Origin of the sequence: Pseudomonas sp. 22082 (genome assembly GCF_052046055.1) — a bacterium.
Taxonomy (GTDB): domain Bacteria; phylum Pseudomonadota; class Gammaproteobacteria; order Pseudomonadales; family Pseudomonadaceae; genus Aquipseudomonas; species Aquipseudomonas pharyngis.
Genome location: NZ_JBQEQB010000008.1, coordinates 112,842 through 138,985, shown reverse-complemented (window position 1 = coordinate 138,985; position 26,144 = coordinate 112,842). Strand labels below are relative to the sequence as shown.

Annotated in this window: 23 protein-coding genes; 8 read left to right on the top strand and 15 right to left on the bottom strand. The window is 54.2% G+C overall.

Translation table 11 applies throughout. From position 1 onward, the window contains the following. Positions 1–257: 257 nt before the first annotated feature. A complete protein-coding gene (locus ACTJK9_RS11905) occupies positions 258–1,310 on the bottom strand; it encodes a diguanylate cyclase (protein WP_221399726.1) in 1,053 nt (350 codons plus the stop codon). A 146-nt stretch (positions 1,311–1,456) separates the two neighbouring features. Continuing rightward, a complete protein-coding gene (locus ACTJK9_RS11900; RefSeq protein ID WP_440813973.1) occupies positions 1,457–2,065 on the bottom strand; it encodes a TetR/AcrR family transcriptional regulator in 609 nt (202 codons plus the stop codon). A gap of 215 nt (positions 2,066–2,280) precedes the next feature. Here ACTJK9_RS11900 and ACTJK9_RS11895 point away from each other — a divergent pair, with 215 nt between their 5' ends. Next, positions 2,281–3,333: an MBL fold metallo-hydrolase gene (locus ACTJK9_RS11895; RefSeq protein WP_440813971.1), complete on the top strand. Its 1,053-nt coding sequence runs from the start codon at positions 2,281–2,283 to the stop codon at positions 3,331–3,333. A 43-nt stretch (positions 3,334–3,376) separates the two neighbouring features. Here ACTJK9_RS11895 and ACTJK9_RS11890 read toward each other — a convergent pair whose 3' ends face one another. The 3 genes from ACTJK9_RS11890 to ACTJK9_RS11880 form a co-directional block, all read right to left on the bottom strand. Continuing rightward, positions 3,377–3,637 (bottom strand): XRE family transcriptional regulator, encoded by a 261-nt coding sequence (locus ACTJK9_RS11890; RefSeq protein ID WP_163976215.1) that lies wholly within the window; start codon positions 3,635–3,637, stop codon positions 3,377–3,379. Between the two features lie 11 nt (positions 3,638–3,648). Then, positions 3,649–3,966, bottom strand: a complete 318-nt coding sequence (locus ACTJK9_RS11885) for an XRE family transcriptional regulator (protein ID WP_440813968.1) — start codon at positions 3,964–3,966, stop codon at positions 3,649–3,651. Positions 3,967–4,059: 93 nt separating this feature from the next. Continuing rightward, positions 4,060–4,827: an AraC family transcriptional regulator gene (locus ACTJK9_RS11880; protein WP_440813966.1), complete on the bottom strand. Its 768-nt coding sequence runs from the start codon at positions 4,825–4,827 to the stop codon at positions 4,060–4,062. Positions 4,828–4,939: 112 nt separating this feature from the next. On the opposite strand from ACTJK9_RS11880, the gene ACTJK9_RS11875 reads away from it, so the two are divergent. Both ACTJK9_RS11875 and ACTJK9_RS11870 read left to right on the top strand, forming a co-directional pair. Further along, the gene (locus tag ACTJK9_RS11875; protein WP_440813963.1) at positions 4,940–5,755 is read left to right on the top strand and encodes a sulfite exporter TauE/SafE family protein; all 816 of its coding nucleotides are present in this window, start codon (positions 4,940–4,942) and stop codon (positions 5,753–5,755) included. A 63-nt stretch (positions 5,756–5,818) separates the two neighbouring features. Next, entirely contained in the window at positions 5,819–6,967 is a 1,149-nt protein-coding gene (locus ACTJK9_RS11870) for a hypothetical protein (RefSeq protein ID WP_440813961.1), read from the top strand. A 3-nt stretch (positions 6,968–6,970) separates the two neighbouring features. On the opposite strand, the gene ACTJK9_RS11865 is transcribed toward ACTJK9_RS11870, so the two are convergent. The 7 genes from ACTJK9_RS11865 to ACTJK9_RS11835 form a co-directional block, all read right to left on the bottom strand. Then, complete coding sequence (locus ACTJK9_RS11865; protein WP_440814096.1) at positions 6,971–7,957, bottom strand: hypothetical protein; 987 nt, start codon at positions 7,955–7,957, stop codon at positions 6,971–6,973. A gap of 155 nt (positions 7,958–8,112) precedes the next feature. After that, complete coding sequence (locus ACTJK9_RS11860; RefSeq protein ID WP_440813958.1) at positions 8,113–8,904, bottom strand: hypothetical protein; 792 nt, start codon at positions 8,902–8,904, stop codon at positions 8,113–8,115. Beyond that, the gene (locus tag ACTJK9_RS11855) at positions 8,904–9,809 is read right to left on the bottom strand and encodes a hypothetical protein (protein ID WP_440813956.1); all 906 of its coding nucleotides are present in this window, start codon (positions 9,807–9,809) and stop codon (positions 8,904–8,906) included. Before ACTJK9_RS11855 ends, ACTJK9_RS11860 begins: the two co-directional genes overlap by 1 nt. Continuing rightward, entirely contained in the window at positions 9,806–11,659 is a 1,854-nt protein-coding gene (locus ACTJK9_RS11850; protein ID WP_440813953.1) for a hypothetical protein, read from the bottom strand. Before ACTJK9_RS11850 ends, ACTJK9_RS11855 begins: the two co-directional genes overlap by 4 nt. After that, positions 11,656–12,654, bottom strand: coding sequence for a PD-(D/E)XK motif protein (locus ACTJK9_RS11845; protein WP_440813950.1), 999 nt, complete (start codon positions 12,652–12,654; stop codon positions 11,656–11,658). The genes ACTJK9_RS11850 and ACTJK9_RS11845 overlap by 4 nt, the downstream gene beginning before the upstream one ends. Then, positions 12,647–15,283 (bottom strand): Z1 domain-containing protein, encoded by a 2,637-nt coding sequence (locus ACTJK9_RS11840; protein ID WP_440813947.1) that lies wholly within the window; start codon positions 15,281–15,283, stop codon positions 12,647–12,649. The genes ACTJK9_RS11845 and ACTJK9_RS11840 overlap by 8 nt, the downstream gene beginning before the upstream one ends. 212 nt (positions 15,284–15,495) lie before the next feature. Next, positions 15,496–15,915 (bottom strand): very short patch repair endonuclease, encoded by a 420-nt coding sequence (locus ACTJK9_RS11835; protein ID WP_440814094.1) that lies wholly within the window; start codon positions 15,913–15,915, stop codon positions 15,496–15,498. Between the two features lie 34 nt (positions 15,916–15,949). Between ACTJK9_RS11835 and ACTJK9_RS11830 the strand changes: the two genes are divergently transcribed. Further along, positions 15,950–17,581 (top strand): DNA cytosine methyltransferase, encoded by a 1,632-nt coding sequence (locus ACTJK9_RS11830; RefSeq protein WP_440813945.1) that lies wholly within the window; start codon positions 15,950–15,952, stop codon positions 17,579–17,581. A 170-nt stretch (positions 17,582–17,751) separates the two neighbouring features. Here the strand turns inward: ACTJK9_RS11830 and ACTJK9_RS11825 are convergent, their stop codons facing one another. The 3 genes from ACTJK9_RS11825 to ACTJK9_RS11815 form a co-directional block, all read right to left on the bottom strand. Then, on the bottom strand, positions 17,752–18,615 hold the full coding sequence (locus ACTJK9_RS11825; RefSeq protein WP_440813942.1) for an HNH endonuclease: 864 nt from the start codon (positions 18,613–18,615) through the stop codon (positions 17,752–17,754). Positions 18,616–18,763: 148 nt separating this feature from the next. After that, positions 18,764–20,014, bottom strand: coding sequence for a ribonucleotide-diphosphate reductase subunit beta (locus ACTJK9_RS11820; RefSeq protein WP_007951068.1), 1,251 nt, complete (start codon positions 20,012–20,014; stop codon positions 18,764–18,766). A 554-nt stretch (positions 20,015–20,568) separates the two neighbouring features. Then, the gene (locus tag ACTJK9_RS11815) at positions 20,569–20,829 is read right to left on the bottom strand and encodes a DUF2790 domain-containing protein (protein WP_011335542.1); all 261 of its coding nucleotides are present in this window, start codon (positions 20,827–20,829) and stop codon (positions 20,569–20,571) included. A gap of 452 nt (positions 20,830–21,281) precedes the next feature. Here ACTJK9_RS11815 and acs point away from each other — a divergent pair, with 452 nt between their 5' ends. The 4 genes from acs to ACTJK9_RS11795 all read left to right on the top strand — a co-directional run bounded on the left by acs (position 21,282) and on the right by ACTJK9_RS11795 (position 26,144). Next, on the top strand, positions 21,282–23,237 hold the full coding sequence (gene acs, locus ACTJK9_RS11810) for an acetate--CoA ligase (RefSeq protein ID WP_007951065.1): 1,956 nt from the start codon (positions 21,282–21,284) through the stop codon (positions 23,235–23,237). Between the two features lie 657 nt (positions 23,238–23,894). Further along, a complete protein-coding gene (locus ACTJK9_RS11805) occupies positions 23,895–24,668 on the top strand; it encodes an ABC transporter substrate-binding protein (RefSeq protein ID WP_011335541.1) in 774 nt (257 codons plus the stop codon). A 91-nt stretch (positions 24,669–24,759) separates the two neighbouring features. Next, on the top strand, positions 24,760–25,449 hold the full coding sequence (locus ACTJK9_RS11800; RefSeq protein WP_007951063.1) for an ABC transporter permease: 690 nt from the start codon (positions 24,760–24,762) through the stop codon (positions 25,447–25,449). Beyond that, positions 25,446–26,144: an ABC transporter permease gene (locus ACTJK9_RS11795; RefSeq protein ID WP_039772064.1), complete on the top strand. Its 699-nt coding sequence runs from the start codon at positions 25,446–25,448 to the stop codon at positions 26,142–26,144. Before ACTJK9_RS11800 ends, ACTJK9_RS11795 begins: the two co-directional genes overlap by 4 nt.

Below are 26,144 nucleotides of genomic sequence, written 5' to 3'. Positions count from 1 at the left end.
TGATCGCCTCCAGCAGGCCGGCTTGTTGGTTGATGGTGTTTTGGAGATCGACGAGGGCAGTCTTGTGGCGGTTGAAAATCATGTTCATGGCACTCTGGAAATAGGACTGAAGGTGGGGTCCCTGTTTCCGCGTCAGCCAGCCAGATATCTCGATGGCTGGAAGCAGTGTGCCAGCATCCCGGCTGGCGGATTAACTTATACAAAACTTTATAAACTTGTACAAGAAGTCGATTTTTCTCAATTTTGTACAAGTTTTTTCAGGCGGGTGATCGGCTCAACGCTACGCTGATTGTGTTACGTCCCGTGTGCTTGGCCGTGTACAGCGCCTTGTCGGAATCTTCGAACCACTCAAGGGCATCGGCGTAAGAGGTTTGATAGCGAGCAAGCCCGATACTCAGGCTGACTCGCAGCTCGGGGACGTCGGGATGGCGGTATCGATCCATTCCCTGACGCAATTGCTTCATCAGCGCTTCGGCCTTGCTCAGGGGCAGGTTGGGCAGGATCACGCAGAATTCGTCGCCGCCGTATCGTCCGGCCAGCTCGCTTCCGTCGAGCACGAACTTCAGCTCGTGACTCAATTGCCGCAGCACCGCATCGCCGACGATGTGTCCGTAACTGTCGTTGATCGACTTGAAATGATCGATGTCGATCAGCGCCAGAATCGCTTGGGAATTGTGCTGCCGGCACTGCTGGAACTTGAGATGTAGCAGGTCTTTCCAGGCGCCGTGGTTGAGCAGGCCGGTCAGGCTGTCGGTGCGGCTCAGGGCGCTTAGAGTGCGTTTGTGTTCGGCGAGTTTGATCGCCAACCGGTAGCAAACCATTCCCAAAGCCAGCGGATAAAGCGTCAGCATCGGCAGGCAGGCCCAGACTTGAGTCTGCGTGGCCGTCAGAGTGAACTTGACCCCGAACATTGACCAGCCCAGCAGCACGCCGATCACCTGGGCGAGCGCGCCGAGCCAGAACAGGCGCACGCCACCGGCGGCGACGTTGTTCATGGTCATCATCGACAGAATGGTCACGGTGGTCAGTGGGTTGAACTGGAAACACGCGGTCCAGAAACCGCCGAACACCGAGTCATAGAGCAGGTTGCGGCGTTCGGCGCGATAGGGAAAGGCCGAGCGGGTCGACCATTGATAGGCCACATGCGGCCAGAGAAAGCCGTTAAACAGCAACAAGGTCCATAGCCAGGACGGCATGTTCAACGGATACACCGCGGCGCCCACGCTGAAGAAGCCGATGCCCAGCCCGATGGCTCGCGGCAGGTAAATGCGTCTGGCGAATGACAAGCCTTTGCCGCGTTGGTTTTCCATGGTGTTCTGCGCCAGATTCATTCTGAAACACTTTGCAGTGTAATTCTTCAGCGTGACCGTTCATCGGCCAATGGCAGGCATTGTCATTTATTCCAGCGGGAAAATTCAGTGTCCTTGTGAGCCATTTACTGTGGCGCAGGCCTGATCTAGAGCTGATAGCAGGCCAGGAACATGTCGATTGCAGAATCGACCACGGCATTTTGCATCGTGCTCTCGAGCGAGGGCTGGCCCAGGGAGATCTGCGGCCAGAAGGCAAACGTCTTCAGCAGCCCCTGCACTTGATGGGCGGCGAACTCTGGATCGACCGGTTTCAATCGACCATCCGCCTGTGCGGCACGAATCCACACGGTCACGCTTTCCTCACGTTCGCCCATGCGCGCCACCATGTTCTGCGCGCGTTCCGGCGAGTGGATCGCAGCCGCGATGGCGACACGGGCCAGATTCATGAAGTTGTCGTCCGCCATCATTTGCAACTTGGCCAACAGCATCGTTCGCAACTGATCCCGCAAGGGCTGATCGGGCTGATACGCCACGGCCTGCTCAGTGCTGATCCGTGCCCACAACTGGTTAAGAATTTCGGCGAACAGCTCTTCCTTGCTCGGAAAATGGTTGTACACCGTGCGCTTCGACACCCCGGCGCTCGCCGCGATTTTGTCCATGCTGGTGACCTCGAAACCGTTGGCCCGGAACTCGGAAATGGCCGCGAGGATGATGGCTTCGCGTTTGCGGTCGGTGAGGCGCGTTGGAGCTGTCATAAATTGGATTCGGCAGGAAAAAGGAGGGAATTACACTCGGCAGTTTACTTGGCATCCGGTTTGATGCAACCTAGAAACTACACCGATCAGTGTAATGTTGCCTTAATCGGTGCACCCTAAAACCAGATGTCCGGCTGATGCGTGCGTGCCTTGGCCATTTATCGTCCCACCGTGGAAAGCCGTGAATTGCGCGGTTTACCTGGAGTCTTTCAGTCATGGCCAAATCAATTTCTTCCGCGGTTAGTCCAGCACCTGAAGCTTCGCGCCAGGCCGAGGGGACTTTCTGTAACCACGCGCCGGTGCAGCGCGAAGGTTTGCGCAAGATGCTGCGGATCATGTGGAACATGATCTTCCACAAACCACGTAACACTCGGCCGACGGCAGCCATCCCGGTGCAGCCACTGACCCGCGCCGACCTGATCGCCGCTCCCAACCAGAGTGTCTACCGCCTCGGCCACTCGACCTTGCTGTTGAAGCTGCAAGACAAGTTCTGGATCACCGACCCGGTGTTTGCCGAGCGCGCCTCGCCTGTGCAATGGGCCGGACCGAAACGCTTTCACCAGCCGCCGATCAGCATTGACGAGTTGCCGCCGATCGAAGCCGTGATCCTGTCGCACAACCATTACGACCACCTCGACTACGAGGCCGTATTGAAACTGGCGGACAAGGTCAACGTGTTCCTGACCCCGCTGGGCGTCGGTGACACCCTGATCAAATGGGGCATCGATGCCGGCAAGGTTCGCCAGTTCGACTGGTGGCAAGGCACCGAAGTCGCCGGCATCCGCTTCATTGCCACTCCGTCGCAGCACTTCTCCGGTCGTGGTTTGTTCGATGGCAATCAGACCCTGTGGGCTTCGTGGGTGATCATCGATGGCGATACGCGGATTTTCTTCAGTGGTGACAGCGGTTATTTCGACGGCTTTAAACGCATTGGGGAACAGTACGGCCCGTTCGACGTGACCCTGATGGAAACCGGTGCCTACAACGTCGAATGGCCCCACGTGCACATGCAACCTGAAGAAACCCTGCAGGCCCACCTCGACCTCAAGGGGCGCTGGCTGTTCCCGATCCACAACGGCACCTTCGACCTGGCGATGCATGCCTGGCATGAGCCGTTTGACCGCATTCTGGCGCTGGCCTGGGAACGCAGTGTGTCGATTACCACGCCGAAAATGGGCGAGGCATTCAACCTGGCACAACCGCAACGGGGGAATGCATGGTGGTTGGCGGTTGAAGGGGAGAGTGAGGCGGTTGTGCAAGGGGCCTGACGAGTTTCTCAGGTTCGCTCCCCCACGGGAGCGAACCGCTCTTTCAGGCTTCGTTTACCGATATCTGATTCAGGTATTTTGAAATTGCGGCGGATGGAACGTCGCGGAACCGCCCACGGAGAATTTCCTCTAGTTTCTCCAGCGATATCTCAAGTTTGTCCGCCGCTTCACTTCCGCTCAACTGCGCAGTTTCCATCAGTGCAGCCAACTTCATCACCGCTTCAGATTTGGTCTGCATCTCGCATGCATCACCAACCCCTAGGTCTTGATAAACGTTACCTGTGCTTTCCTCAATTTCGATCAAGTCCTGAGTCCTCAGTCTGCCATTGCATAATTCCCACGTTCCACCGACTCGGCCGTGGTTCCTTTGATGCTTGTGGAGCGCCCCGGCGCAAACCCCGGAAAGAACACCAGCCCCTGCGCCTCAAACCGATAGGTCAACGCCAGCCGCACCTCATCCGCCACGTCCTGTTGTGCTTCGAACCGCTGAATGTCGTCTGCTGAAACCTTGGCCTCCCGCGACAACTGTTCAATACTCCAGCCCAACATCCCTCGGGCCTGGGCGCAATGGGCCGGGGTGAACTGGAAAAGGGCGATACGTTCGAGGATGAGGTTCATCGCTGAAGAGGCCATGGTGTGCTCCGGGCTCGAGAGTGCTGATGGAAAATGTACTGTGTTTTTGTACAGTTGTTTTCGACCGGGATCAAACGCATTTTTTGATTTGCCCTAGTTCGCCGCCTCCAACCAGACGGACGGTGCCTGACCGAGGGTCCGACGGAACATCGTCGAGAACGCCGCCGGGCTGTCATAGCCGAAATCCAGGGCAATCCGCGTCACTGCTTCACCCGCCGCCAGCCGTGCCAGTGCCAATACCACGCAGGCGCGCTGGCGCCATTGACTGAAACTCAAGCCGGTCTGCTGACGAAACAACCTGTTGAAGGTACGTAAGCTTACGTGCAGCTGATCGGCCCATTGCTGGGGTGATTGGTGGGCATTCGGCTGATGCAGAAAGGTCTGACACCGCTCGAGCAGTCGTCCGTCAGACGGCAGCGGGATATGCAACGGTAACGGTGCACTGCGCACCAATTCATGCAGCAACAGATCGATCAGCACGCCCTCGCGCCCGGTCAGGTCATAGGTCAGCGGCAACTCCACGGCTTCCATCAGCAAATGCCGCATCAACGGCGACACACTGATCACCTGACAACGCTCACCCAGATCCACCGCCCCCGGCTCGATATACAAACTGCGCGTGCTGACCCCCAGCATCAACACCTCATGCGCTACCCCCGGCGGAATCCACACCGCCCGCTGCGGCGGCACCACCCAGTTGCCATCATGCGTGCTGACCTGCATCACCCCGGTCGCGCCGTACAACAATTGCGCCCGTCGATGCGTATGACGTGGCAACAGATAGCCGTGGGAATAATCCGTACCGATCGCCACCACCGGGCGCGGCGTGTCATCCAGCAGATTGATCGAAACATTGCGCATCGAGCGGCACCCAGCAGTTGACGTAAACGCAAACATTATTGGCTGACTTGCTGAAGCAGGCCAAGCGCCGCCGCACTATCGTCGACCGCTCCCAACCAACGGATGACGCGCCATGTTTTACCTACTGCTGACACTCTTCGGTTGCCTGACGGGCGTCACCACCGTGCTCTTCGGCTTCGGCGGCGGCTTCGTCGTCGTGCCGCTGTTGTACCGCATGCTCATCGCCAGCCACGGCGCTGACGACCCGATTAGCCAATCCGCCATGCACATCGCCGTCGCCACCTCGACCTGCGTGATGATCGTCAACGCCCTGGTCGCCACCGACAAACATCGCCGCGCCGGCAACCTCATCCGTGATTACCTGTGGCCCTTGGGCGGGTTCATCGGGTTGGGCGCGGTCGTCGGCGCAATCGCCGCGGTTTGGGTCAGCGGCGAAGTCATCCGCCATGCCTTCATTGCCTACCTCGGCGTGACGATTGTCGATTGTCTGCTGCGACGCGGCTTTCTTACGCAGTCCGAAGGCGCCATCCCACGGCGATTGGGAACACTGGAAACGTCCGGCGGCGGTGTAGGCATTGGCGCCATCGCAACCTTTCTCGGCGTAGGAGGAAGCGTCATGACCGTGCCGTTATTGCGGCGTTGCGGGTTGAGCATGTCTCAGGCGACTTCGATGGCCAATCCACTGAGCGTGCCTGTGGCGTTGGCGGGAACCCTGACGTACATGGCGATGGCGGGACTCAGCGAGACAAAACTCGGGCCATGGTTTATCGGGTATGTGGATCTGCTCGCGTTTGCGGTGCTGACGCTGGGCTCGATGTTGGGGATTCGACTGGCCACACGGTGGATCGGGCGGATACCGGATCGGGTGCATGCGTGGGTGTATATCGCGCTACTCATCATCGTGATGCTGGGCATGACACTGAAGTAGCACCTCGATTCCTGCGCGCATCCTCTGCATACTCCGCAGCCTTATTCACTCAGGGATCGATCCATGCTCAAGGGACTGTTGCGCCTGGCGCCATATGCCGCCGCGTTGTTTTCACTGCTTTCCACCGCTCAGGCTGACGACGGCAGACGTGTGTTCACGGGCACGCTGGGCAAGACGCCGATTGTGGTTGAGCTCAACACCCAGCAGCAGGACGAAGTGACCGGCCGTTACTTCTACGAGAAGTATCACCGCGACCTGCCCCTCAGTGGCGCGTTGCAGGACAGCACGCTGACGCTGGTCGAGGGCAATAATCGCTACGGCGATGACAAACCGCTGCCAACCCTCAAACTGAAATCCACCGCCAACGGTTGGCAGGGCGAGTGGCAAAACCCGAAGGGCAAAAAGCTGTCGGTACAACTGGTCGAGGCCAGACTTCCCGCGCCGACTGCAACGACGTTGCCCTTCATTGCCACGTTGCCGAAAGACGATCCCTACGAGTATTTGCGCTTACAGGGGCTCAAGCTCAAACCGGGAAAGAAAGACAACTTCATGGGCTACGACCTGCAATGGTGGGCGGAGCCTGAGTCGAAAATCTCTTTCTTTAGTATTGAGTCCGGTTATCCCAAACAGGAGCAACAGCGGATCAACGAGCAATTGTTGGGACGGCTCTGGAAAGAGGTCATCAGTTATCACGCCTGCATGCTGCAAGGTGGTGAGAATGCCGAGCAATGGCAAAGCGTCGCGCCCACGTTTCTGTCGTCCGATATCGTCAGCCTGAACATCAACACCGGTTACGACTGTGGCGGCGCGCATCCGGATGTCGGCAACTCCCCGATCAATCTCAATGCTCATACTGGGCAAGCGATAAAGCTGGAAGACGTTTTGACAGTGGGTGGAGGGAAGGGCACTTCGACTGGAACAAGCGAAGGTAAACAGAGGGAAGAGTTTGCGCAGTGGCTTATAAAACAGTTCACCTCGCTGTATCCCGACGAAATGAAGAAGCCAGCCGAAGGTGATGAAGACAGCTGCGACTACACCGATGAAAACGTCTGGGGCGTTTTCGATTGGTATTTCACCGCCAAGGGCATTTACCTGGGGCCGTACTTCCCGCGGGTACAACGTGGTTGCGATGAACCCGAGTGGTCGATCCTGCCGTACTCAGTCGTCAAGCAACATCCCGGCGCCGTCAAACTTCAACTGCCCCAAGGCTAACCATCACGCCAGCCCCGGCGCTTCACGAATAATGAAGTGATCCAGGTTCTCGATATTGGCATTGAAGACCTCGAAAGGCTTTTCGGGGTTCTTCTTGCCCGGCACCTGCTTCAACTCCGGCGTCACACCATAGAAGAAGCAAAACAACTCCTTGTCGCTATCAATGGCGTGCTTGATCTCTTCCAGAAACGCCTTGCGCTTGCGGTAGTTGTCGATCAACTTCTTGTTGAGATAAACACTGACCGGATAAGGCTTCTTCTTGCTGTCCTCCGGCTTCCTGAACCAGACCTTGTCCTCGAAATCGATCCGGAAACTGGCGCTGTGAAAGTCCTCGATCTTCTTGATCCGACCCCAGTAAATCAGCCCCTTGTTGTCCATCAAATACTCAATCTTCTTGAAGAACGAACTGTACGGCGCCGTATGCTCGCCAATCTTCAACGGCATGCGCTTGAGCAAATCCTTGTCCGCGAAGTTCGACACAAAACACTCCACGGGGTGAGCGAACACACTGGTCTTGTCCGGCGCCGTCTCACGACTCGGCGATTCTTTTGAAGGGGTAGTCGCCCCCCGCACCGGATCATCCCGCAACACATCCGCCGCCCCCGCTGGCGCGACAGGCTTGCGCACATACTCACGGCGCGTCAGCAACAACTCCGACGGAAAATGCTCCTCCCGCCCGTCATCCGATTCCCCATCCGCCGCCTCAACCCCCGACGCCGACGTCTTCAAACTCACATACGGACAACCCGCCACATGCTGCGTACCGGGCAGATTCTTGAAGTGCGGCGTGCGCACGTAATTCACGTTCTTGGCGTTGAACGTGCCCAACTCGTTGGACGCATCGAACGCCGAACGACAGGCGTCGTTGGGGCACTGGAAGTGTTCCTTCGCAGAATCGAACGCCACCGTCTCATCGAAATTGAGATCGCGAACGTCATAGATCGACAGTTTGTCGTCGAGGCTGAGGCAGTAGGCGAGGTCGAATTTCATGGTGGGGCTCGGGTCCTTGAGTGGGGGAGGGGTATTAATAGCGGGTGGTACAAAACTAATCGATAAGCGCGAGGCGACTAGGGCGAGTAGGTAGGCCTTGAAGAAAACGTCAATTGGAAATTGGTTGGTTTCATCCCCCAAGAAAACCTTGTTTTTCAAGTCTCATGCTCAGATTTAACAGTTTTAACAAACGCGCGTGTTGCAGTCTCGAAAGTATTCAGGATTACGTTCTCCAGCTCCCCGGGAGTTAGATATCCTAGATCAATGATCTGGTTCTTCACTCGAAGAATCTTGATAGCAGAACGCATTACTCCCTCCATTGGACCTCGACCAACCTTAGCTACAGTGCTCAGCCAGCCTTCAGCAATTGCGATGGCCAAGGGAGGGTTCCCACCTATCGATGCACGCTCGAAAATCTGAACCATTGCATCTTCAGTCAATTGCGTTAATAACTCCCAACGCTGTGCGTGCCCCTCGCCTCGATCGAGAAACGTCCCTCGCACCCATAATCGTTGAAACGAGTTACGGACACCTCCTGAAAACCGTGCTGTTCGCTCGCGATTTTTATCGGTAAAGCGCCATACGACTATGTCCGGGGCTAGTACCGTTGTCATGAACGCCCATACGTCGTCACGTAATGCTTCGCCTGTCTGCAAGTCTTTTAATTGGGCAAGGTAAATGGCTGCATCTTGATCAAACTTGGCTCTGGCTGCTTGGGTTTTAGAATTTGGGAATCCCGCTTTCTGAGCAATTTTCCGTAGTTCGGCGGCTATGTTGACGGCTGCGCTATCAGCTCTTGTCCCACCACTTGGAGCGCTAGTCTTCCAGGCAGAGTATTCTGTCAAACGGTCGATGTTGTCTTTGGGAGATGGAGCCTCACTCTTAAGTCTTTCAAGGATTGTGGCGACACCGTGTGCTTTCAGGCGTGGCAGAAGTGGAACACGCATCAATCACCCTCTCTGAAGTCGGCTATGGCCAGAATCAAGGCTTTAAATTTTCCAGGAGCATAGATCCGCATTTGTCGGATGTTCTCGAGATTTTGTCCAGGAAATGACATCTCCATCCATGCCCTTGCTTGATAACCTATCGAACCTTCTTCATATCGATCGAGTTCGGCTTCATTTTCAACGTCTAGGGCGGCTTCGATTAGTTGCGTCATCACATCAGCAACCATTGCTTGGAGCGTTAGTGCATCACCCTCAACGAACCTTGAGCACGCGCTTTCGATATCAGAGTTGACGTAAAGTCTTACGTTTCCGCTGAAATCCGCATCCAAAGTTGTCGGGGTCCAGTCTACAAGCCAAGGAGCATATTGCTCTGGCCTAGCCTCGAAACTCTCGGAAAAGCTGGCAAGCTCAATTGGAAACCTAGATTCGCCACCATCTTCAAGAAGAATATTTTTGTGGTACTGCCAGAGGCGCGCGCCCCTTTGCTTTGGAGAAAGTGGTCCTCCAGAGTCAATAGGGGCTTCAAGAATGATTCTGAGGCTGAGATGAAGCTGCCCTGAAAGGGTACGTCCTAGAATGGTTTCTTCGAGAGTAACTGCTGGTTCATCGATATCGATTACCGCAGTTGCTAAGCGATCTACTCGCCGAGGCAAGCTGCCAGCACCAGTGCCCACTGAGAGCACTACGGCCAGTTTCAGGTCGGCGACATCTATTCCCAATAAAACTGATGCTTCTTTGACGTCTATATGCACATGAACATTGACTTGAATGTCTTGTTCATAGTCCCAGTTTTCCAAGACGTCGGAAGCCGGGGATAAAGGTTCTCCCGGAGGTCCGATCATCCATCCGCTGAAGTTGACCAGCTCATTGGGAAGGGTCAGGAATGGGAAGGCTATACGGCTCACTCTCTACCCTCGTTCAGAAAGCGAAGTCGAACACCCACGGCTGCTTCTGGTGGGCTCAAAACTGAGATGCCGATCGTGCCGCTTTCAGTACCTACCTTTATTGTTGAGTCAAACGTTACGACATTGGCGGCATCAAACGACATTCCGATCACTTGGGTTTCAAAGCCAGCTGGCAAATCTTCACCATCAGCGACGGCCCCGTCCGCAATTAGATGAGATTCAGCAGATATTTCAAGCATCGCGTTCGCTCCATCGTTCTGCAGATGTGCTTCAAAAATGGCGCAACGTCGATTCTTACCATCAATTTCAAGACGCATAAATCTGGCTGGAGATATAGCAAGCTCCTGCTTTGTATGTGGCGTGCGCGTACCCGGCCTAGGTCTGCCTGGACCTTTTCCCGAAACTGAATCAAGTAGCCGTCCCAGACGGCTAGCTGTACCAGCAAGTGAAGGTCCACGTTCTTTACTACTGTTTGCGACTGCCATGATTGGAGCTGCGAAAGTATTGGCGGCTTGTTCGACTCGCTTGAGAGCCCCCCGAACGAATGTCTTCGCATTACGATCGGGAAGATTGTCAGGTATCCAATCGTCATGTGCAGGGGGCTCGGACATTGCAAACGCGGACTCTACGTCATCTTCATCCGAACATATAAATACACCAGCCCACTCAAAGCGTGTATCAGCAAAGGGGGTGCCCTCTATATATTTCACGACCAATTCTACTGGTCGCATCAAGGCAATATGACAAGCCTGTTCAGGGATTCCAGAACTCTCATCCAGAGCGGGTCCTGAGCGATCGGCACAAAGCCCCTTTTTGATGATCAGCTTGCCCAAATCCTTTTTAGGGCGCTCACTTTTAATAATCTGTACGTCATCAGCATCATCTCGATAAGCTTTCATGGCAGATGCAAACAGATCAAATGGAGGGAAATCCTCCGGGGCGGGCAGCGCTACTTCTTGCTCCTCGATTTGTATTCGAATATTGAGCTTCTTGTCTTCAGGAGTTGACGCCGTGAGCCGTGGCCAGAAGTTCCAGAGAATTGTTTCTTGGATGTAATGACTGATCGACCTGACGTCTCCTTCCTCCTCAATGTAGGGATCAAGAATAAGGATTGAGGTTCCAGTATTGTTCTGATCTCGTTCAGGCATTCCCAAAGAAGCTGCCAGTTCAGCAGCGTTGGAGCCAATCAGGGGATCGATGCCACCGTCCCCATCGCCGGTCCCCCACCAGTGTCGTCCTGTAAATCTTCTGCGCCTGTGATCGGCTGTATCAGCATCGAAGGCCGAACCCAAGTGACAACCCATGAATCTGCGTACAGGTTTACCTTCGCACGTGGTCTGGCTATCTACAAGAATCGTCGAGCACGCACTCATTGCATATAGAGAGGTCTTGCCATAACCGTAGGTACCTCCTCCGTGATATGTGTCACGAGCGACGCCGACGTTACGCAGAAAATTTACGAAATTGAGCGCTTCGTGCCCATCTGAAGCGACGTCTCCCGACGTTGGTCCACTGAGCCCGGTTGAACGGAAGTCACAGATTTCAAGCACTTTGAGGTCAACCGATACAATCGAGGCTGCTACCTCATTCCTGGTGTGATCTCCTGGTGGGAGTTCTGCCAGCACAAGCTCTCTCAGTGTTGTGCACTGCTGTGGTGTCAGCGTACGAAATCTAATCGATAACGACGGGCCGACCCCCGGCAGAGCAGCATCAATACTATTCTGAATAGACTCACGGAGCACTGTTTGCAGAAGATCCTGAGCAGGACAGCCCAGTAGACGTCTAAAGCCGTCTGCGGCGATATTTCCCGTCTTGGAAAAGGGTTCGCTAAAAAGCTCCAGTCGCGTCATTTTGCAATCCTTTCAAATGCAACTTCGATATCTCCCGCAGAAAGTTCAAAGGTCCTCGCATGGCTTAAGTCAATTTGATACTCCAAAGCCAAGACGCCTGCAGGTAAGACTTCACCTTTGAAGCTGGAATCAATAATTCGTGGAAAGCCGTCCAAAACCTTGTAGACCTCCAGTCCTTCCAGGCAATAGGAGAGGCGATTCCATTCATCTCCATGAGGATCCAAACATCCTAGAGCCTCCAACCCCTTTTCGAGTGTTCCTCTATGGGCCCCCGACCTCATAAGACCATCAAAGACTGAGCCTACCGTAAGTTGGCCATTTTCAACTCTCTCCAGACGGACATGCACAAGATGAAGCGTTCCACCGACTGGGGGAGAAAGTTGGTCAATTCCATGAATTGATACTTGGGTTGTGTCGGATCTCCGAGAGGTTTTCACCTCGAGAGCATGGGCGCCTCGGCGAAAATCATGACGAAGTTCAAAAGGACCGGTCCAGGTTTTCACTGCAATTTCATTTAGAGTGACAAGACGCCGCATTACTTCTAGCTCGCCTACCAAACCTTGGATTTTACTTTCGGGGATCTCTTCACGAACATTTTCTTTCAAAAGTTCCCGAAAGTCATCGATAGACGCAGTTACTGCTTTAAACGGTGAAAATCCCTCCTTGATCCGTCGAAGAATTTCTTCTGCCAATTCAGCAAATACCATATCAAGAGCTCGATCCAAGCACATGATGTCGATGTACAACGTATCTTTGTTGGAAACCTTGTAACTCGAAGTCGTGACGAGGAGTTTTGACGTTGGTGCCAAGCCACGGGCGGCACCTCGACCACCGATTGGCACCAAAAGTCGAGGCTGCCCCTGTGCTCCGATCGCGTATCGTGCTGTACCGAAGCCCGTAGAGATACCCGAATCAATACTGGGAACCTCAATTACCCCATCACCCGAGCCTGCAGTCGTGAGGCGTTTCCAGCGCTCAATCGCCCTTTTAGTCATCAACCGCCCCGTCCAGTGCTTCGGCGAGCAATTCTTCTTCCGAAGCTATCTGCTCTGGTACCGGCGCGTCCAGTTCCACCGAGAAAAAATCGCCCGCTTGATCGGGTGCTCCCGGAAAAACGATACCAATACCTATCAAATCACCTACAGCATCCAAATCCTTGCGGGATGTTGACTGCGCCGTGGACTTTCCGTCGATGACATACAACAGGAGAAGTGGAACTTGTGGTCGTCCATTTTTTATGTCTGCCCAGCTGGCGTTACTTTTAGCTGTCTCAAGTTCTGTGGCATCAATGAGAATGTCGCTTTTAGACATCAACGCTTTGATGTCAGCATATCCTCTTTCGTTGTCTTTCAGCTGCGAGCGACAAGCGGCATTCACTTGACCTAGCGATCCCAGAGGTTTTTCGGCCTTCTTGCCGATTGGGGTAATGATGCCAACATTCCACTCTTGAAGACTATCTGCTGCTTGATCAATATAACCGAGGAGGAGATCTTTCTTTAGATCCATGTGTTGCTCACAGATGTCATAAGCTACTAGAAACTTACGTACCTCTTGGAGTTTCACGTTTCGTGCAAGATGGCGCTTGCCACCGCCTTGAGTTTGGAATGAATACTTGGTGTCTACCTCGTCAACAAACTGAACGGCAGCTCCCCAATTATTCGTTACTTTGGTATTGCTCTGGTGATCAAAGCGAATGGTCTGCACATGTCGGCCCTCGAAGCTAATATTGCTTCGATAAGCGTGTCGCATCTTGGATGCAGCAGTAATTGCCATGCCTGGGATAGCGCGGACCCGAACGGCGAATTCTGTAGGAGTGACGCCATGCTTGCGGTAGTTGCTGATGTCTTCGCGAATTTCCTCTTCAATACGTGCCAGTGCACGGAAGTTTGAGGAAAGATCAGCAGTCGTCCATAGACGCGGCAGATCCTCGTATCCTTTTCTATATCCAAACCAACGTCCCATTTGAAGTAGCGTGTCATATTGCATGGATGTGCGCAGAAAGAATGAAACGGATAAACCTTCAAGCGTCAGTCCCCGGGCCAACACCGTCCCTCCTACCACGATGTAAGTCTTGGGCTCTTGGGTGTAGTCCAGCCTTTCAAAGCTTTCACCATTCTCTATAGCAAACTCCAAGGCATCTAAGGTGGTCTTGAGATAAGGGCGTAGATCGGCTAAGGAGCTATTACCGCTGTACTCAAGAGGTACTTGACTTGTCTCCTCTTCTAACACCTGCTCCAGCTTGTTTTGGAGTTCACCAGAATCGCTGGTCAGTTCATCGAGGTTACCCTTGATCCAGTACTCAATTAACTTAGCCATCCGTTCATGCTGGATGATGTAAGGTGACGTATGCACCAGCATTGTCATGTGCTGATCATGTTGTCCGCGTGATCTACGGATCGCACAACTGAGAAGGAACCAGAGCACTCCCTTCTCCAACTCCTCTGTCATCTGCGGGTAGAACGAGTCCTTCTCGCTAGAGCGGGCCGGTTGCAACAGGTTAAGTTTTTCATCCGGCACATGGCGAATCATGTTCCTGCCGGCTTCTTCGGAAGACTCAGGTCCATCGGGGTTGGCTGGAGCGTATCCGAATACTTCTCTTGCACCGAAGTAACCATCGGTACGAGGTAAGGTGGTAATGAAGTCCTCCGGATAGAGGTCGTCCAAATCGTTTGGATTCAGTGGGTACGGGTCGATAAATACGTTTGCAAATGGTGTAGCCGTATAACCCACATAAGATACTGCGGGGAGCGCCCTTATGATCTTTCGGATCTCGGCATTGATCCGCGTCATGTCATAATCATTATTAGACGAGTTGACAGATGCTTGATCGCACTCGTCGTCAATCAGAAGCACCTTGAGCTGGCGAAGAATTGCCAAAGGAGTCTTTGGCTTGCCTTTGTCGTCAATAATAGTCTTGCGGAACGTCTCGAGTCGCGAAGTGATTTTCTTCATCACGACTAGCTGCGCTCGTCCTGGAACCGGCATCGTGAAAGAGCCGTTCGCAGGATACGTGTAATCCCCGTCATTCTGCTCAGTCGTGTACAACTGCCAAAAATGGCGGTGACGATTCACGATGTCGTGTTCAATACGTCGCTGGGTCTGCGCACGTAATTTATTAGTTACACCACCCAATAGCACGATCAGGTTATACCCAGCGTCCACAGCTTTGGCTATCACTGCGGTCATATTCGCTGTCTTACCTGACTGGACGTATCCCACTACTAGACCACGATGGCGAAAACCTTCGTTAGTCGGATTTGCAAGCAGTGAAACAACCTCTGAGGAACTCTCATCGATAGATGTAATAGTGCTTTCATCCCACCCCTTGCTATTAGTGAGATAGGCCTTTAGAGCTGGCCAATGAAGATCCTTCGAGCTAGGTCCCTTGTACCAAGGATCCCTTTTTTTGATCAGAGAGCTGCGACGTAGAATCTCAACATCCTCCAGTGACGCGACTACCTGCTCAAGCGCTATGGCAAGATTCTGGTCCATCTCAGAGGTAAAAAAGAAGCCGATACTGGTGAGATCCTTTTTCAAGGCCTCTGCTGCCTGTTGCGGTGAGTCGTGCGTGGGAAGTTTTTCCCGAATTTGACGGGAGAAGGTTTCAACCTGTGGGTTTGTCATCGAAGCAATCCTTACTTGCTATCCCTGGGTATAGGCGCTACTGGAAGCTGAGCATGGCGTTTCAGCTCAGCTTCCAGACCACCTGCAATGTGTGGCATCACTTTGCCATTTTCTTCTTCAATGGCCCACCCTATTTTGCGTAGGTCAGCAGCGACAGTCGGGGAAACAGGCTGGTGGCGGTAGATTGGACGTCAGCAGTAGGCCTCAGAGCATCAGTTTTCTGGCACAGGAAAGTTGGGCCATGAGAGATATTTTTGATTACAATCCGGCACGGCTTTCAGAAGCCATTTCATTTCTGCTTCAGGTCTGCGGATACCGCATTCCCAAAGCTCGAAAACACGCCAGCCCTGCTGGAGCAGTTCGGCTTTGTTTCTGAGGTCTCGTTTCACGTTCTGGTCGAATTTCAATCGCCAGAATTCTTCGCGAGTCCGAGGAGTTGTGGCATACCTACAGCCAGGGTGCCTGTGCCAGAAGCAGCCTTGAATGAAAATGCAGACTTTGTGACGAGGAAGCACCACATCTGGTCGACCTGGAAGCTCTCGAGGATGCAGTCGATACCTGAAGCCATTTCTATGTAGCAGCTTCCGGACCTTCAATTCGGGAGATGTATTGCTGCCGCGGATAGCGGCCATCATCCGAGACCTGACCTCTTTACTGACTATGTCCATGACTGAGCCCCAGATGAATTTGCCTTTAGGCCGAGATACCGCTATTGAATGTGACACCGAGCATTCGAAGCCAATTCAGATTGTCGACCTCTTCGCCGGCCCAGGAGGTCTTGGTGAGGGGTTTGCATCTTCCGGCGACGGATCCCGATTTGAGATTTTAGTCTCAGCCGAAATGAATCCAATTGCCCGCGAAACGCTCAAATTGAGAGCGTTTTATCGGCTTCTGAAAAAGAATAATCCTGAGCAGCTATGTGATTATTACAATTTTTGTAATGGGCAGACTCCTAAGCCATATAGCGATCTGAGTAAAGCCCAGTGGGTTGAGGCAGAAAAAGAAGCTAGATGCATTACTTTGGGATCCAAAGAAGGTGACGCGGAGCTCGATGCGATTCTTGATAAAAAACTCAAGGATAGGCCTTGGGTTCTCATCGGTGGGCCTCCTTGCCAAGCCTATTCAATTGTCGGTAGATCTCGTAATCAAGGAAAGGCTGATTACAGTGCTGAAAATGATCATCGTCATTTTCTATACAAAGAATATCTCCGCATCATCAAGGAGAGAAAGCCAGCTGTATTCGTAATGGAGAACGTGAAAGGAATTCTATCTTCAAAGATAGCTGGGGAAAGTATTTTTACGCAAATTCTTGAAGATCTCACCGATCCGAATAAAGCGCTTGGTGATCCCTCACCAGGCAAAAAATATCGCGTCTGTTCTCTTGTGACTGATCAGTCCTTTGGTCCTGGTGAGGATGTAAGCAACGTCGATCCTCGTGGTTTTATTATCAGAGCAGAGGAGTATGGAATCCCTCAAGCGAGACATCGAGTGATCCTGTTGGGGATCGCTTTGGATGAGCGCGGTAATATTGAACAATATGAGTGTTTAGCGAAGGCAGTAGGGCGAGTAACTACAAAGCAAGTTCTCGGGGACTTACCAGAGTTGCGCAGCCGTTTGACCAAGCAGGCAGATAGTGGCGAGGCTTGGTACAAAGAAGTTGCAGATCATCTTGATGGTCTTGCTTCAGAAGTTGATAGTAATGTTGAGCCGAAACTCAGCGCTGAGATGAGTATTGCGCGTAAGGCTCTCATTTCCGCTTCTCTTGAAGTTGGAGCGCTACGTGTTCCTCGTCGCAAAAATGATGGAAAAATTAGAGATGAAAATTTAGATCGTTGGTATCGAGATGATAAGCTAAAATACTGGTTAAATCATGATGCTCGCGGTCATATGTCATCGGATCTGCGCCGGTATATGTTTGCCAGTGTGTATGCCCGGGCCTACGAAATTTCTCCGAAAGGCCATCAGCAGTTTTGTCTTTCGGATCTTGCACCAGCTCACAAGAACTGGGAGAGCGGTAAGTTTAGTGACCGCTTTAGGGTTCAAGTCGAACATCTCCCTGCAACAACTATTACTAGCCATATTTCGAAAGATGGTCATTATTTTATTCATTACGATCCCAAGCAATGCAGAAGCTTAACGGTCAGAGAGGCGGCCCGACTTCAAACTTTCCCGGACAACTATTTTTTTCAGGGGAATCGGACGCACCAATTCCATCAGGTTGGAAATGCAGTGCCGCCTTTGTTGGCTAACAAAATAGCTTCGGTAGTATTTGAAATTCTTAGTAAAAAGTCGCAGTGACATGAAAAATCGGCTTTGCTTGAAACCGAGATCTAGTCGTTTGTGAGTGCTAGTTTCTACTAATAGCTGCACATCCAGTACTTGGGCTTAGGGTAGTCGAAGCTTTGGATGTGCGGGTAAGGCGGTAGCGCTGGAAGGCAATCCTTCTGCGGGGAGGGGGGTAGCTGACGCTAATACGTGTACCATGATTGGTAGTTGTCAGATGTAACCGCCTCTCCAGCTCTTTTTTCATGTTGATTACATTCTTTGCAAAGTAGCTGAATGTTAGAGATGTCATTCAGTCCGTGCTTGGCTAGTGGTACGATATGGTCGTAGTTCTCTTTGTTTTCTAAGTTTATTTGTCCAGAGAGGTCTTTGTTGCATAGTACGCATCGCCCCCTATCTCGAAAAAAAACGGCCCTTCGTGCCCATTGTGGTATCGCTGCGCGTTTCAATACTCCAGTTCGACTAAAGATTTTTTTAATCTCGCTTGGTCTCTCTTGTTTGGATTCGTATTCCAGAGCGTTTGCCATTAATGTGTTGAAATTTTTCATGAGGTCACGATTTTGAAAAAGAACATGAAAAACTTCTTTGGAAATGTGCTCAACTAGCTCGTGAAATACGCCCGTCTCGCGTAGCTTATGGATGAACTCATAAATATCATCTATATTGCACTCGATAAATTTTTTACTTTGCTTATCTAGAAAATCTTCGAAGCTTTGATGTGGCATGTTGTGATGTTTGAGCGCTAACTCTATCGGTAGTGTGCTCGGCCTCAGGAGGCTTAAAGCGATAGGTATGTCCTGATAATTTTCTTGGATTTTCTGTTTTTTTTCTAAGGCTGCTTCGCTCGATTGATCGTAATAAACATCATGGATAATAAACTCTATGAATTCATGAAGGATTGAGTATTTATTGAAAGTGCTTAATCTGTAATAAATTCGACCGTCGCCGTAAAAGTCATTCAGCACTCCTAGGTAACTCTCTGAGTGATAAAGGACGCTTTTTACAACGTTGCAGAAGTAGTAGGTGTCGTAAAATTTGGCCTCAAGCATTTTTTACTCTGTCTATTATCGTAAAGTGATGGGGTATTTTATTGTGCTTAATCGATGTCCAATAAAAAGCCCCGATCAAATCGGGGCTTTTTGCTTTCTCAATTCGACGACTCAAGCAGCAATCGTCAAACCATGGCGAGCGAGACGATTAGTCCCAGCTCAGAGCACCACCAGTTTGGTATTCGATCACTCTCGTCTCAAAGAAATTCTTCTCTTTCTTCAAGTCCATAATCTCGCTCATCCAAGGGAACGGGTTAGTGGTCCCTGGGTACTCTTCCTTCAAACCGATCTGCGACAGGCGACGGTTAGCGATGAACTTCAGGTAGTCCTCCATCATCGCTGCGTTCATGCCCAGTACGCCGCGAGGCATGGTGTCGCGGGCGTATTCGATTTCCAGTTGAGTGCCCTGCAGGATCATCTGCGAAGCTTCTTCCTTCATTTCGGCGTCCCACAGGTGTGGGTTTTCGATTTTGATCTGGTTGATCACGTCGATGCCGAAGTTCAGGTGCATGGATTCGTCGCGCAGGATGTACTGGAACTGCTCGGCGACGCCGGTCATTTTGTTGCGGCGGCCCATGGAGAGGATCTGGGTGAAGCCGCAGTAGAAGAAGATGCCTTCCAGAACGCAGTAGTAGGCGATCAGGTTGCGCAGCAGTTCTTTGTCGGTCTCTACGGTGCCGGTGTTGAATTCCGGGTCGGAGATGGCGCGGGTGTATTTCAGGCCCCAGGCGGCTTTTTTCGCGACCGACGGGATCTCGTGGTACATGTTGAAGATCTCGCCTTCATCCATGCCCAGCGATTCGATGCAGTACTGGTAGGCGTGGGTGTGGATCGCCTCTTCGAACGCCTGGCGCAGGATGTACTGGCGGCATTCCGGGTTGGTGATCAGGCGGTACACGGCCAGGGCCAGGTTGTTGGCCACCAGGGAGTCGGCGGTGGAGAAGAAGCCGAGGTTGCGCATCACGATGCGGCGCTCGTCGTCGGTCAGGCCTTCCGGGTTTTTCCAGAGGGCGATGTCGGCGGTCATGTTGACTTCTTGCGGCATCCAGTGGTTTGCGCAGCCGTCCAGGTATTTCTGCCAGGCCCAGTCGTACTTGAATGGCACGAGCTGGTTGAGGTCGGCGCGGCAGTTGATCATGCGCTTTTCGTCAACGGCGACACGGGCGGCGGAGCCTTCGAGTTCGGCGAGGCCTTCGGCGACGTCGAGGGAATCCAGTGCAGCCTTGGCGCGGGCCACGGCGGCCGAGTCTTCGGCGGTCACGGCGCGGGCTTCGAGGGCGGCGGCACCGCCGGCGCTGTCGAGGCGGTCCATGTTGGCTTCGCTAGCGTGGCCGGCGTTGGCGCCTTTCACTGCTGCTACTTCACTGTCTTCTTTGTCGAATTCGTCCCAGCTCAGCATGACGTGTCGTCTCCTGCGTGAGGGCCTGTGCCCGTGTGAAAACTGATTGTTGGTTTTTCACACGGCCGTACAGGCCGCGTTGGATGTCGTTTTTTGCAGCGGTGCTACGCAGGCAATAAACAGAAAATTTTTACGGGTTTCCGAGAGCCTCTGACGGGCGCAGGCCAGCGTTGTCGCTGCTGCGGGGCTTCAGAATGGCTTTGATCCCTGTAAGGGAATATTGCTGACCCGATTAGGGCGGCATTATAGGGAAAAAAACACGGGCGTGGGGGAGGGCGAAACAGCGCAGGGCGGTCGAGCGCGCGGGTGATTTCGATCGGAGCGAGGGTTTACAGGGCTTTCGCCGGGATTGGCCCCGGAGAAAATTTTTTCATTAATTTTTTGGCGTGTGATTGATTGCTCAAAAAACGAGCAAAAAAACGCGTTTTTCACTATATCTTGTGTTTTGCAACCCTTTTGCGCCGCTTCAAACACAACTGAGCCCGACCGAAGCCGGGCTGGAATCGACCCTCGATGTTGCGCTGAGTGATCCGATTCGGTGCAGTCTCAACGCATCAATTGGTGCAGCCGTTGCCCATGATGCTGTAACGCAGGATGTGACGCTGACCCTTGGAGTCGTCGTATTCCATTTTTGCCGGAACAACTTCGCAGACATTCGGAACTTCGCTCATGGAAACAACTTTGGCGATGTCCAGGTGAGTGGAGTAAGTGTATTCCTCGATAGCCGGTTGTTGCTGGGCGACATCAGTCGGAACCTCGTCTGCCATGGCGGTTGCGCACAGACTGCTGAGGGCCAGAACCAATAAAGCTTTCATTTGAAATTTACCTTCTTGAGGTCGAGTGGGGTCACGCAACCTTTTTGGGGTTGCGTGTGGAACTTCATCGTTTTGCTTTGTTACTTCAGAACTGGATTAACGGCCTTCGTGGGGGCTGTAACCTTGTTAATCGCTTTGCCTTGTCGGCGAGGTGAATTTTAGGGAGGCGGGGCAGGGGTAAACAGACCCGGTTTTGATAAACACCTTTGGCAGATTTGGTAACAATCCTTGGAGAGGGTGTTACCAGCGCTGCGGCTTTCTCGGGAAACCGGGTCGTCCGAATCGCTGGCAGGCCAGCTCCCACAAGGGTTGCGGGGTTTGCTTCAGGGGTGTCTGTGGCATTTCTGGATGTTTTGTAGGGGCTTGTTACTACCATCGTCGAATGGTTCTATACGGGCGCCCCGGCTACAACAGGGTCATACAAAAACAACTATTACACCGAGGTAGGAAAGATGAGTGCGGCTTCCCTGTATCCCGTTCGTCCCGAGGTTCTGGCCAATACGCTGACCGACGAGGCGACCTACAAAGCCATGTACCAACAGTCGGTCGTCAACCCTGACGGCTTCTGGCGCGAACAAGCCAAGCGCCTCGACTGGATCAAGCCTTTCACCACGGTGAAACAGACTTCGTTCGACGATCACCATGTCGACATCAAGTGGTTTGCCGACGGCACCCTGAACGTTTCCTACAACTGCCTCGACCGCCATCTGGCCGAGCGCGGCGACCAGGTCGCCATCATCTGGGAAGGCGACGATCCTTCCGAAAGCCGCAACATCACCTACCGCGAACTGCACGAACAAGTGTGCAAGCTCGCCAACGCCCTGCGTGGCCAGGACGTGCACCGCGGCGACGTGGTGACCATTTATATGCCGATGATTCCCGAAGCCGTGGTCGCCATGCTGGCCTGTACCCGGATCGGCGCGATTCACTCGGTGGTGTTCGGCGGTTTCTCGCCGGAAGCCCTGGCCGGCCGCATCATCGACTGCCGCTCGAAAGTGGTGATCACCGCTGACGAAGGCATCCGCGCCGGCAAGAAGATTTCCCTCAAGGCCAACGTCGACGACGCGCTGACCAATCCGGAAACCAGCAGCATCCAGAAAGTCATCGTGTGCAAGCGCACCGGCGGTGACATCAAGTGGAACCAGCATCGCGACATCTGGTACGAAGACCTGATGAAAGTGGCGGGCACGGTCTGCGCGCCGAAAGAGATGGGTGCCGAAGAAGCGCTGTTCATCCTTTATACCTCCGGCTCCACCGGCAAGCCGAAGGGCGTGCAGCACACCACTGGCGGCTACCTGTTGTACGCGGCCATGACTCACGAGCGCGTGTTCGACTATCGTCCGGGCGAAATCTACTGGTGCACCGCCGACGTGGGCTGGGTCACTGGCCACTCCTACATTGTCTACGGCCCGCTGGCTAACGGTGCGACCACGCTGCTGTTCGAAGGCGTGCCGAACTACCCGGACATCACCCGGGTGGCGAAGATCGTCGACAAGCACAAGGTCAACATCCTCTACACCGCGCCGACCGCGATCCGCGCGATGATGGCCTCCGGCACCGCCGCCGTTGAAGGCGCGGACGGCAGCAGCCTGCGTCTGCTGGGTTCGGTGGGCGAGCCGATCAACCCGGAAGCCTGGGATTGGTACTACAAGAATGTCGGCAAATCCCGTTGCCCGATCGTCGATACCTGGTGGCAGACCGAGACCGGCGGCAACATGATGAGCCCGCTGCCGGGCGCTCACGCGCTGAAGCCGGGTTCGGCGGCACGTCCGTTCTTCGGCGTGGTGCCGGCGCTGGTGGACAACCTCGGCAACATCATCGAGGGCGAGGCCGAGGGCAATCTGGTGATTCTCGATTCGTGGCCAGGTCAGGCGCGCACGCTGTACGGCGACCACGACCGTTTCGTTGACACCTACTTCAAGACCTTCCGTGGCATGTACTTCACCGGTGACGGCGCGCGCCGTGATGCCGATGGTTACTACTGGATCACCGGTCGCGTGGACGACGTGCTCAACGTCTCCGGCCACCGCATGGGCACCGCCGAGATCGAAAGCGCGATGGTGGCTCACCCGAAAGTCGCCGAAGCGGCGGTGGTCGGTGTGCCGCACGACATCAAGGGGCAGGGCATTTATGTCTACGTCACCCTGAAAAATGGTGAAGAGCCGAGCGAGCAACTGCGCCTGGAGCTGAAGAACTGGGTGCGCAAGGAGATCGGCCCGATTGCTTCGCCGGATGTGATCCAGTGGGCGCCGGGGCTGCCGAAGACCCGTTCGGGCAAGATCATGCGCCGTATCCTGCGCAAGATCGCCACGGCTGAATACGAAGGGTTGGGCGACATCTCTACCCTGGCCGATCCGGGTGTGGTGCAGCATCTGATCGATACGCACAAGACTATGAACGTCGCGTAAGCGGCGGGTCTGAAGTGCAGAAAGCCCTGTCCGGTTTCGCCGGGTGGGGCTTTTTTGTGTCTGATGTTTTTGTAGCGTCGGGGTGGGCCTCTTCGCGAGNCTCGCGAAGACGGCCTGTCATTCTCCGCAGTGTTCCGCTGTCTTACCTCATCGGCATCCAGCCAATAATTATCGGTTTCACTTGTCAGAACATTCCCACTGTTACCCGTTCGCCTTCAAGTAACCGAATGTGTAACCGCCCGCCCCGCAACGGGGCAATGAGAAACGCATCGCCCCGTTTTAGAGCCTCAAAACCCCCGGTGAAAAATAAGACATAACCCCGCGCTTGCCGGATTAGAAGGGTTTGCGAATAATAGGCCCGCAATTTGCAGCATAGATCGGTTCACTGTCTTTCGCTCTTGCATGAAATTGCAGGGCTGTCAATGTGCTCAAGCGGGTTTCTCGGTGCATCTGTAATTAGTTGTCGCATTGAAGAAATATCGGCTTCGGGCCTGTCGTTAGAATGCCGATCACTCGCTCGTCGTGGCTTGCGTTGAAGCCGTCGCGGTTTTGACTGGAACTGTCCCACGCACGCAGCAACCGATTTCGTTACACCCATTCGCATATTGGGCTGTCGCTCACTCTGCCGTTTTTGCCCTTTACCGATGGAGTCCCAAGATGAAGAAACTTGTGCTGCTTGGCGCCCTGGCACTGTCCGTGCTGTCCCTGCCGACGTTCGCCGATGAAAAGCCTCTGAAAATCGGTATCGAAGCGGCTTACCCTCCATTCGCATCCAAAGCCCCGGACGGCAGCATCGTCGGTTTCGACTACGACATCGGCAACGCGCTGTGCGAAGAAATGAAGGTCAAGTGCCAGTGGGTCGAGCAAGAGTTCGACGGTCTGATCCCGGCACTGAAAGTGCGCAAGATCGACGCGATCCTGTCGTCCATGTCGATCACTGACGACCGCAAGAAGTCCGTGGACTTCACCAACAAGTACTACAACACCCCGGCCCGCCTCGTGATGAAGGAAGGCACTCAGGTCAGCGAAGGTCTGGCTGAGTTGAAAGGCAAGAACATCGGTGTGCAGCGTGGTTCGATCCACGAGCGTTTCGCCCGCGAAGTCCTGGCCCCGCTGGGTGCCGAGATCAAGCCGTACGGCTCGCAGAACGAAATCTACCTCGACGTGGCCGCCGGCCGCCTCGACGGCACCGTGGCGGACGCTACGCTGTTGAATGACGGCTTCCTGAAAACCGACGCCGGCAAAGGCTTCGCGTTCGTGGGCCCGGCGTTCACCGACGTCAAATACTTCGGCGACGGCGTAGGCATCGCGGTACGCAAGGGCGACGCCCTGAAAGACAAGATCAACACCGCCATCGCGGCCATCCGCGAGAACGGCAAGTACAAGGCAATCCAGGACAAGTACTTCGACTTCGACATTTACGGCAAGTAAAGACGTCGCTCGACCCGTCCGAAATGGCGCAAGCAACAGGATCTCTGCGGTTTGCGCCATTTTTTCATCCCAACTTTCGAGGACCTGAATCATGTTGAAAGGCTACGGGGCTGTCATCCTCGATGGCGCTTGGCTGACGCTTCAGCTCGCCTTGTCGTCCATGGCCCTGGCCATCGTTCTCGGGCTGATCGGCGTCGCGTTGCGCTTGTCGCCGGTGCGCTGGCTGGCGTGGCTGGGCGATCTGTATTCCACGGTGATTCGCGGGATTCCCGACCTGGTGCTGATCCTGCTGATCTTCTACGGCGGTCAGGACCTGCTCAACCGCGTCGCACCGATGCTCGGCTATGACGACTACATCGACCTGAACCCGCTGGCCGCCGGTATCGGCACCCTTGGTTTCATCTTCGGTGCGTACCTGTCGGAAACCTTCCGCGGCGCGTTCATGGCGATCCCCAAAGGTCAGGCCGAAGCCGGCATGGCGTACGGCATGAGCAGCTTCCAGGTGTTCTTCCGCGTGCTGGTGCCACAGATGATCCGTCTGGCGATTCCGGGCTTCACCAACAACTGGCTGGTATTGACCAAGGCCACCGCGCTGATTTCCGTGGTCGGTCTACAGGACATGATGTTCAAGGCCAAGCAGGCGGCCGACGCCACCCGCGAGCCTTTCACCTTCTTCCTCGCAGTGGCGGCGATGTACCTGGTGATCACCAGTGTCTCGTTGCTGGCGCTGCGTCACCTTGAGAAGCGCTACTCGGTAGGCGTAAGGGCGGCTGATCTATGATCTTCGACTACAACGTCATTTGGGAGGCCCTGCCGCTGTACTTCGGCGGTCTGGTCACGACCCTCAAGTTGCTCGCGCTGTCGCTGTTCTTCGGCCTGCTCGCGGCCCTGCCGCTGGGGCTGATGCGTGTGTCCAAGAACGCCGTGGTCAACGGCGCGGCCTGGCTGTACACCTACGTGATTCGTGGCACGCCGATGCTGGTGCAACTGTTCCTGATCTACTACGGTCTGGCCCAGTTCGAAGCGGTGCGTGAAAGCTTCTTGTGGCCGTGGCTGTCCAGCGCAACGTTCTGTGCGTGCCTGGCATTCGCGATCAATACCAGCGCCTACACCGCCGAAATCATCGCCGGCAGCCTGAAGGCCACGCCGAACGGCGAGATCGAAGCGGCCAAGGCCATGGGTATGTCGCGCTTCAAGATGTACAAGCGCATCCTGCTGCCATCGGCCCTGCGTCGGGCGCTGCCGCAGTACAGCAACGAAGTGATCATGATGCTGCAGACCACCAGTCTGGCGTCCATCGTGACCCTGATCGACATCACCGGCGCGGCCCGTACCGTCAACGCGCAGTTCTACCTGCCGTTCGAGGCGTACATCACCGCCGGCGTGTTCTACCTGTGCCTGACCTTCATTCTGGTGCGCCTGTTCAAGCTGGCCGAGCGTCGCTGGCTGAGCTACCTGGCCCCGAGGAAGCACTGA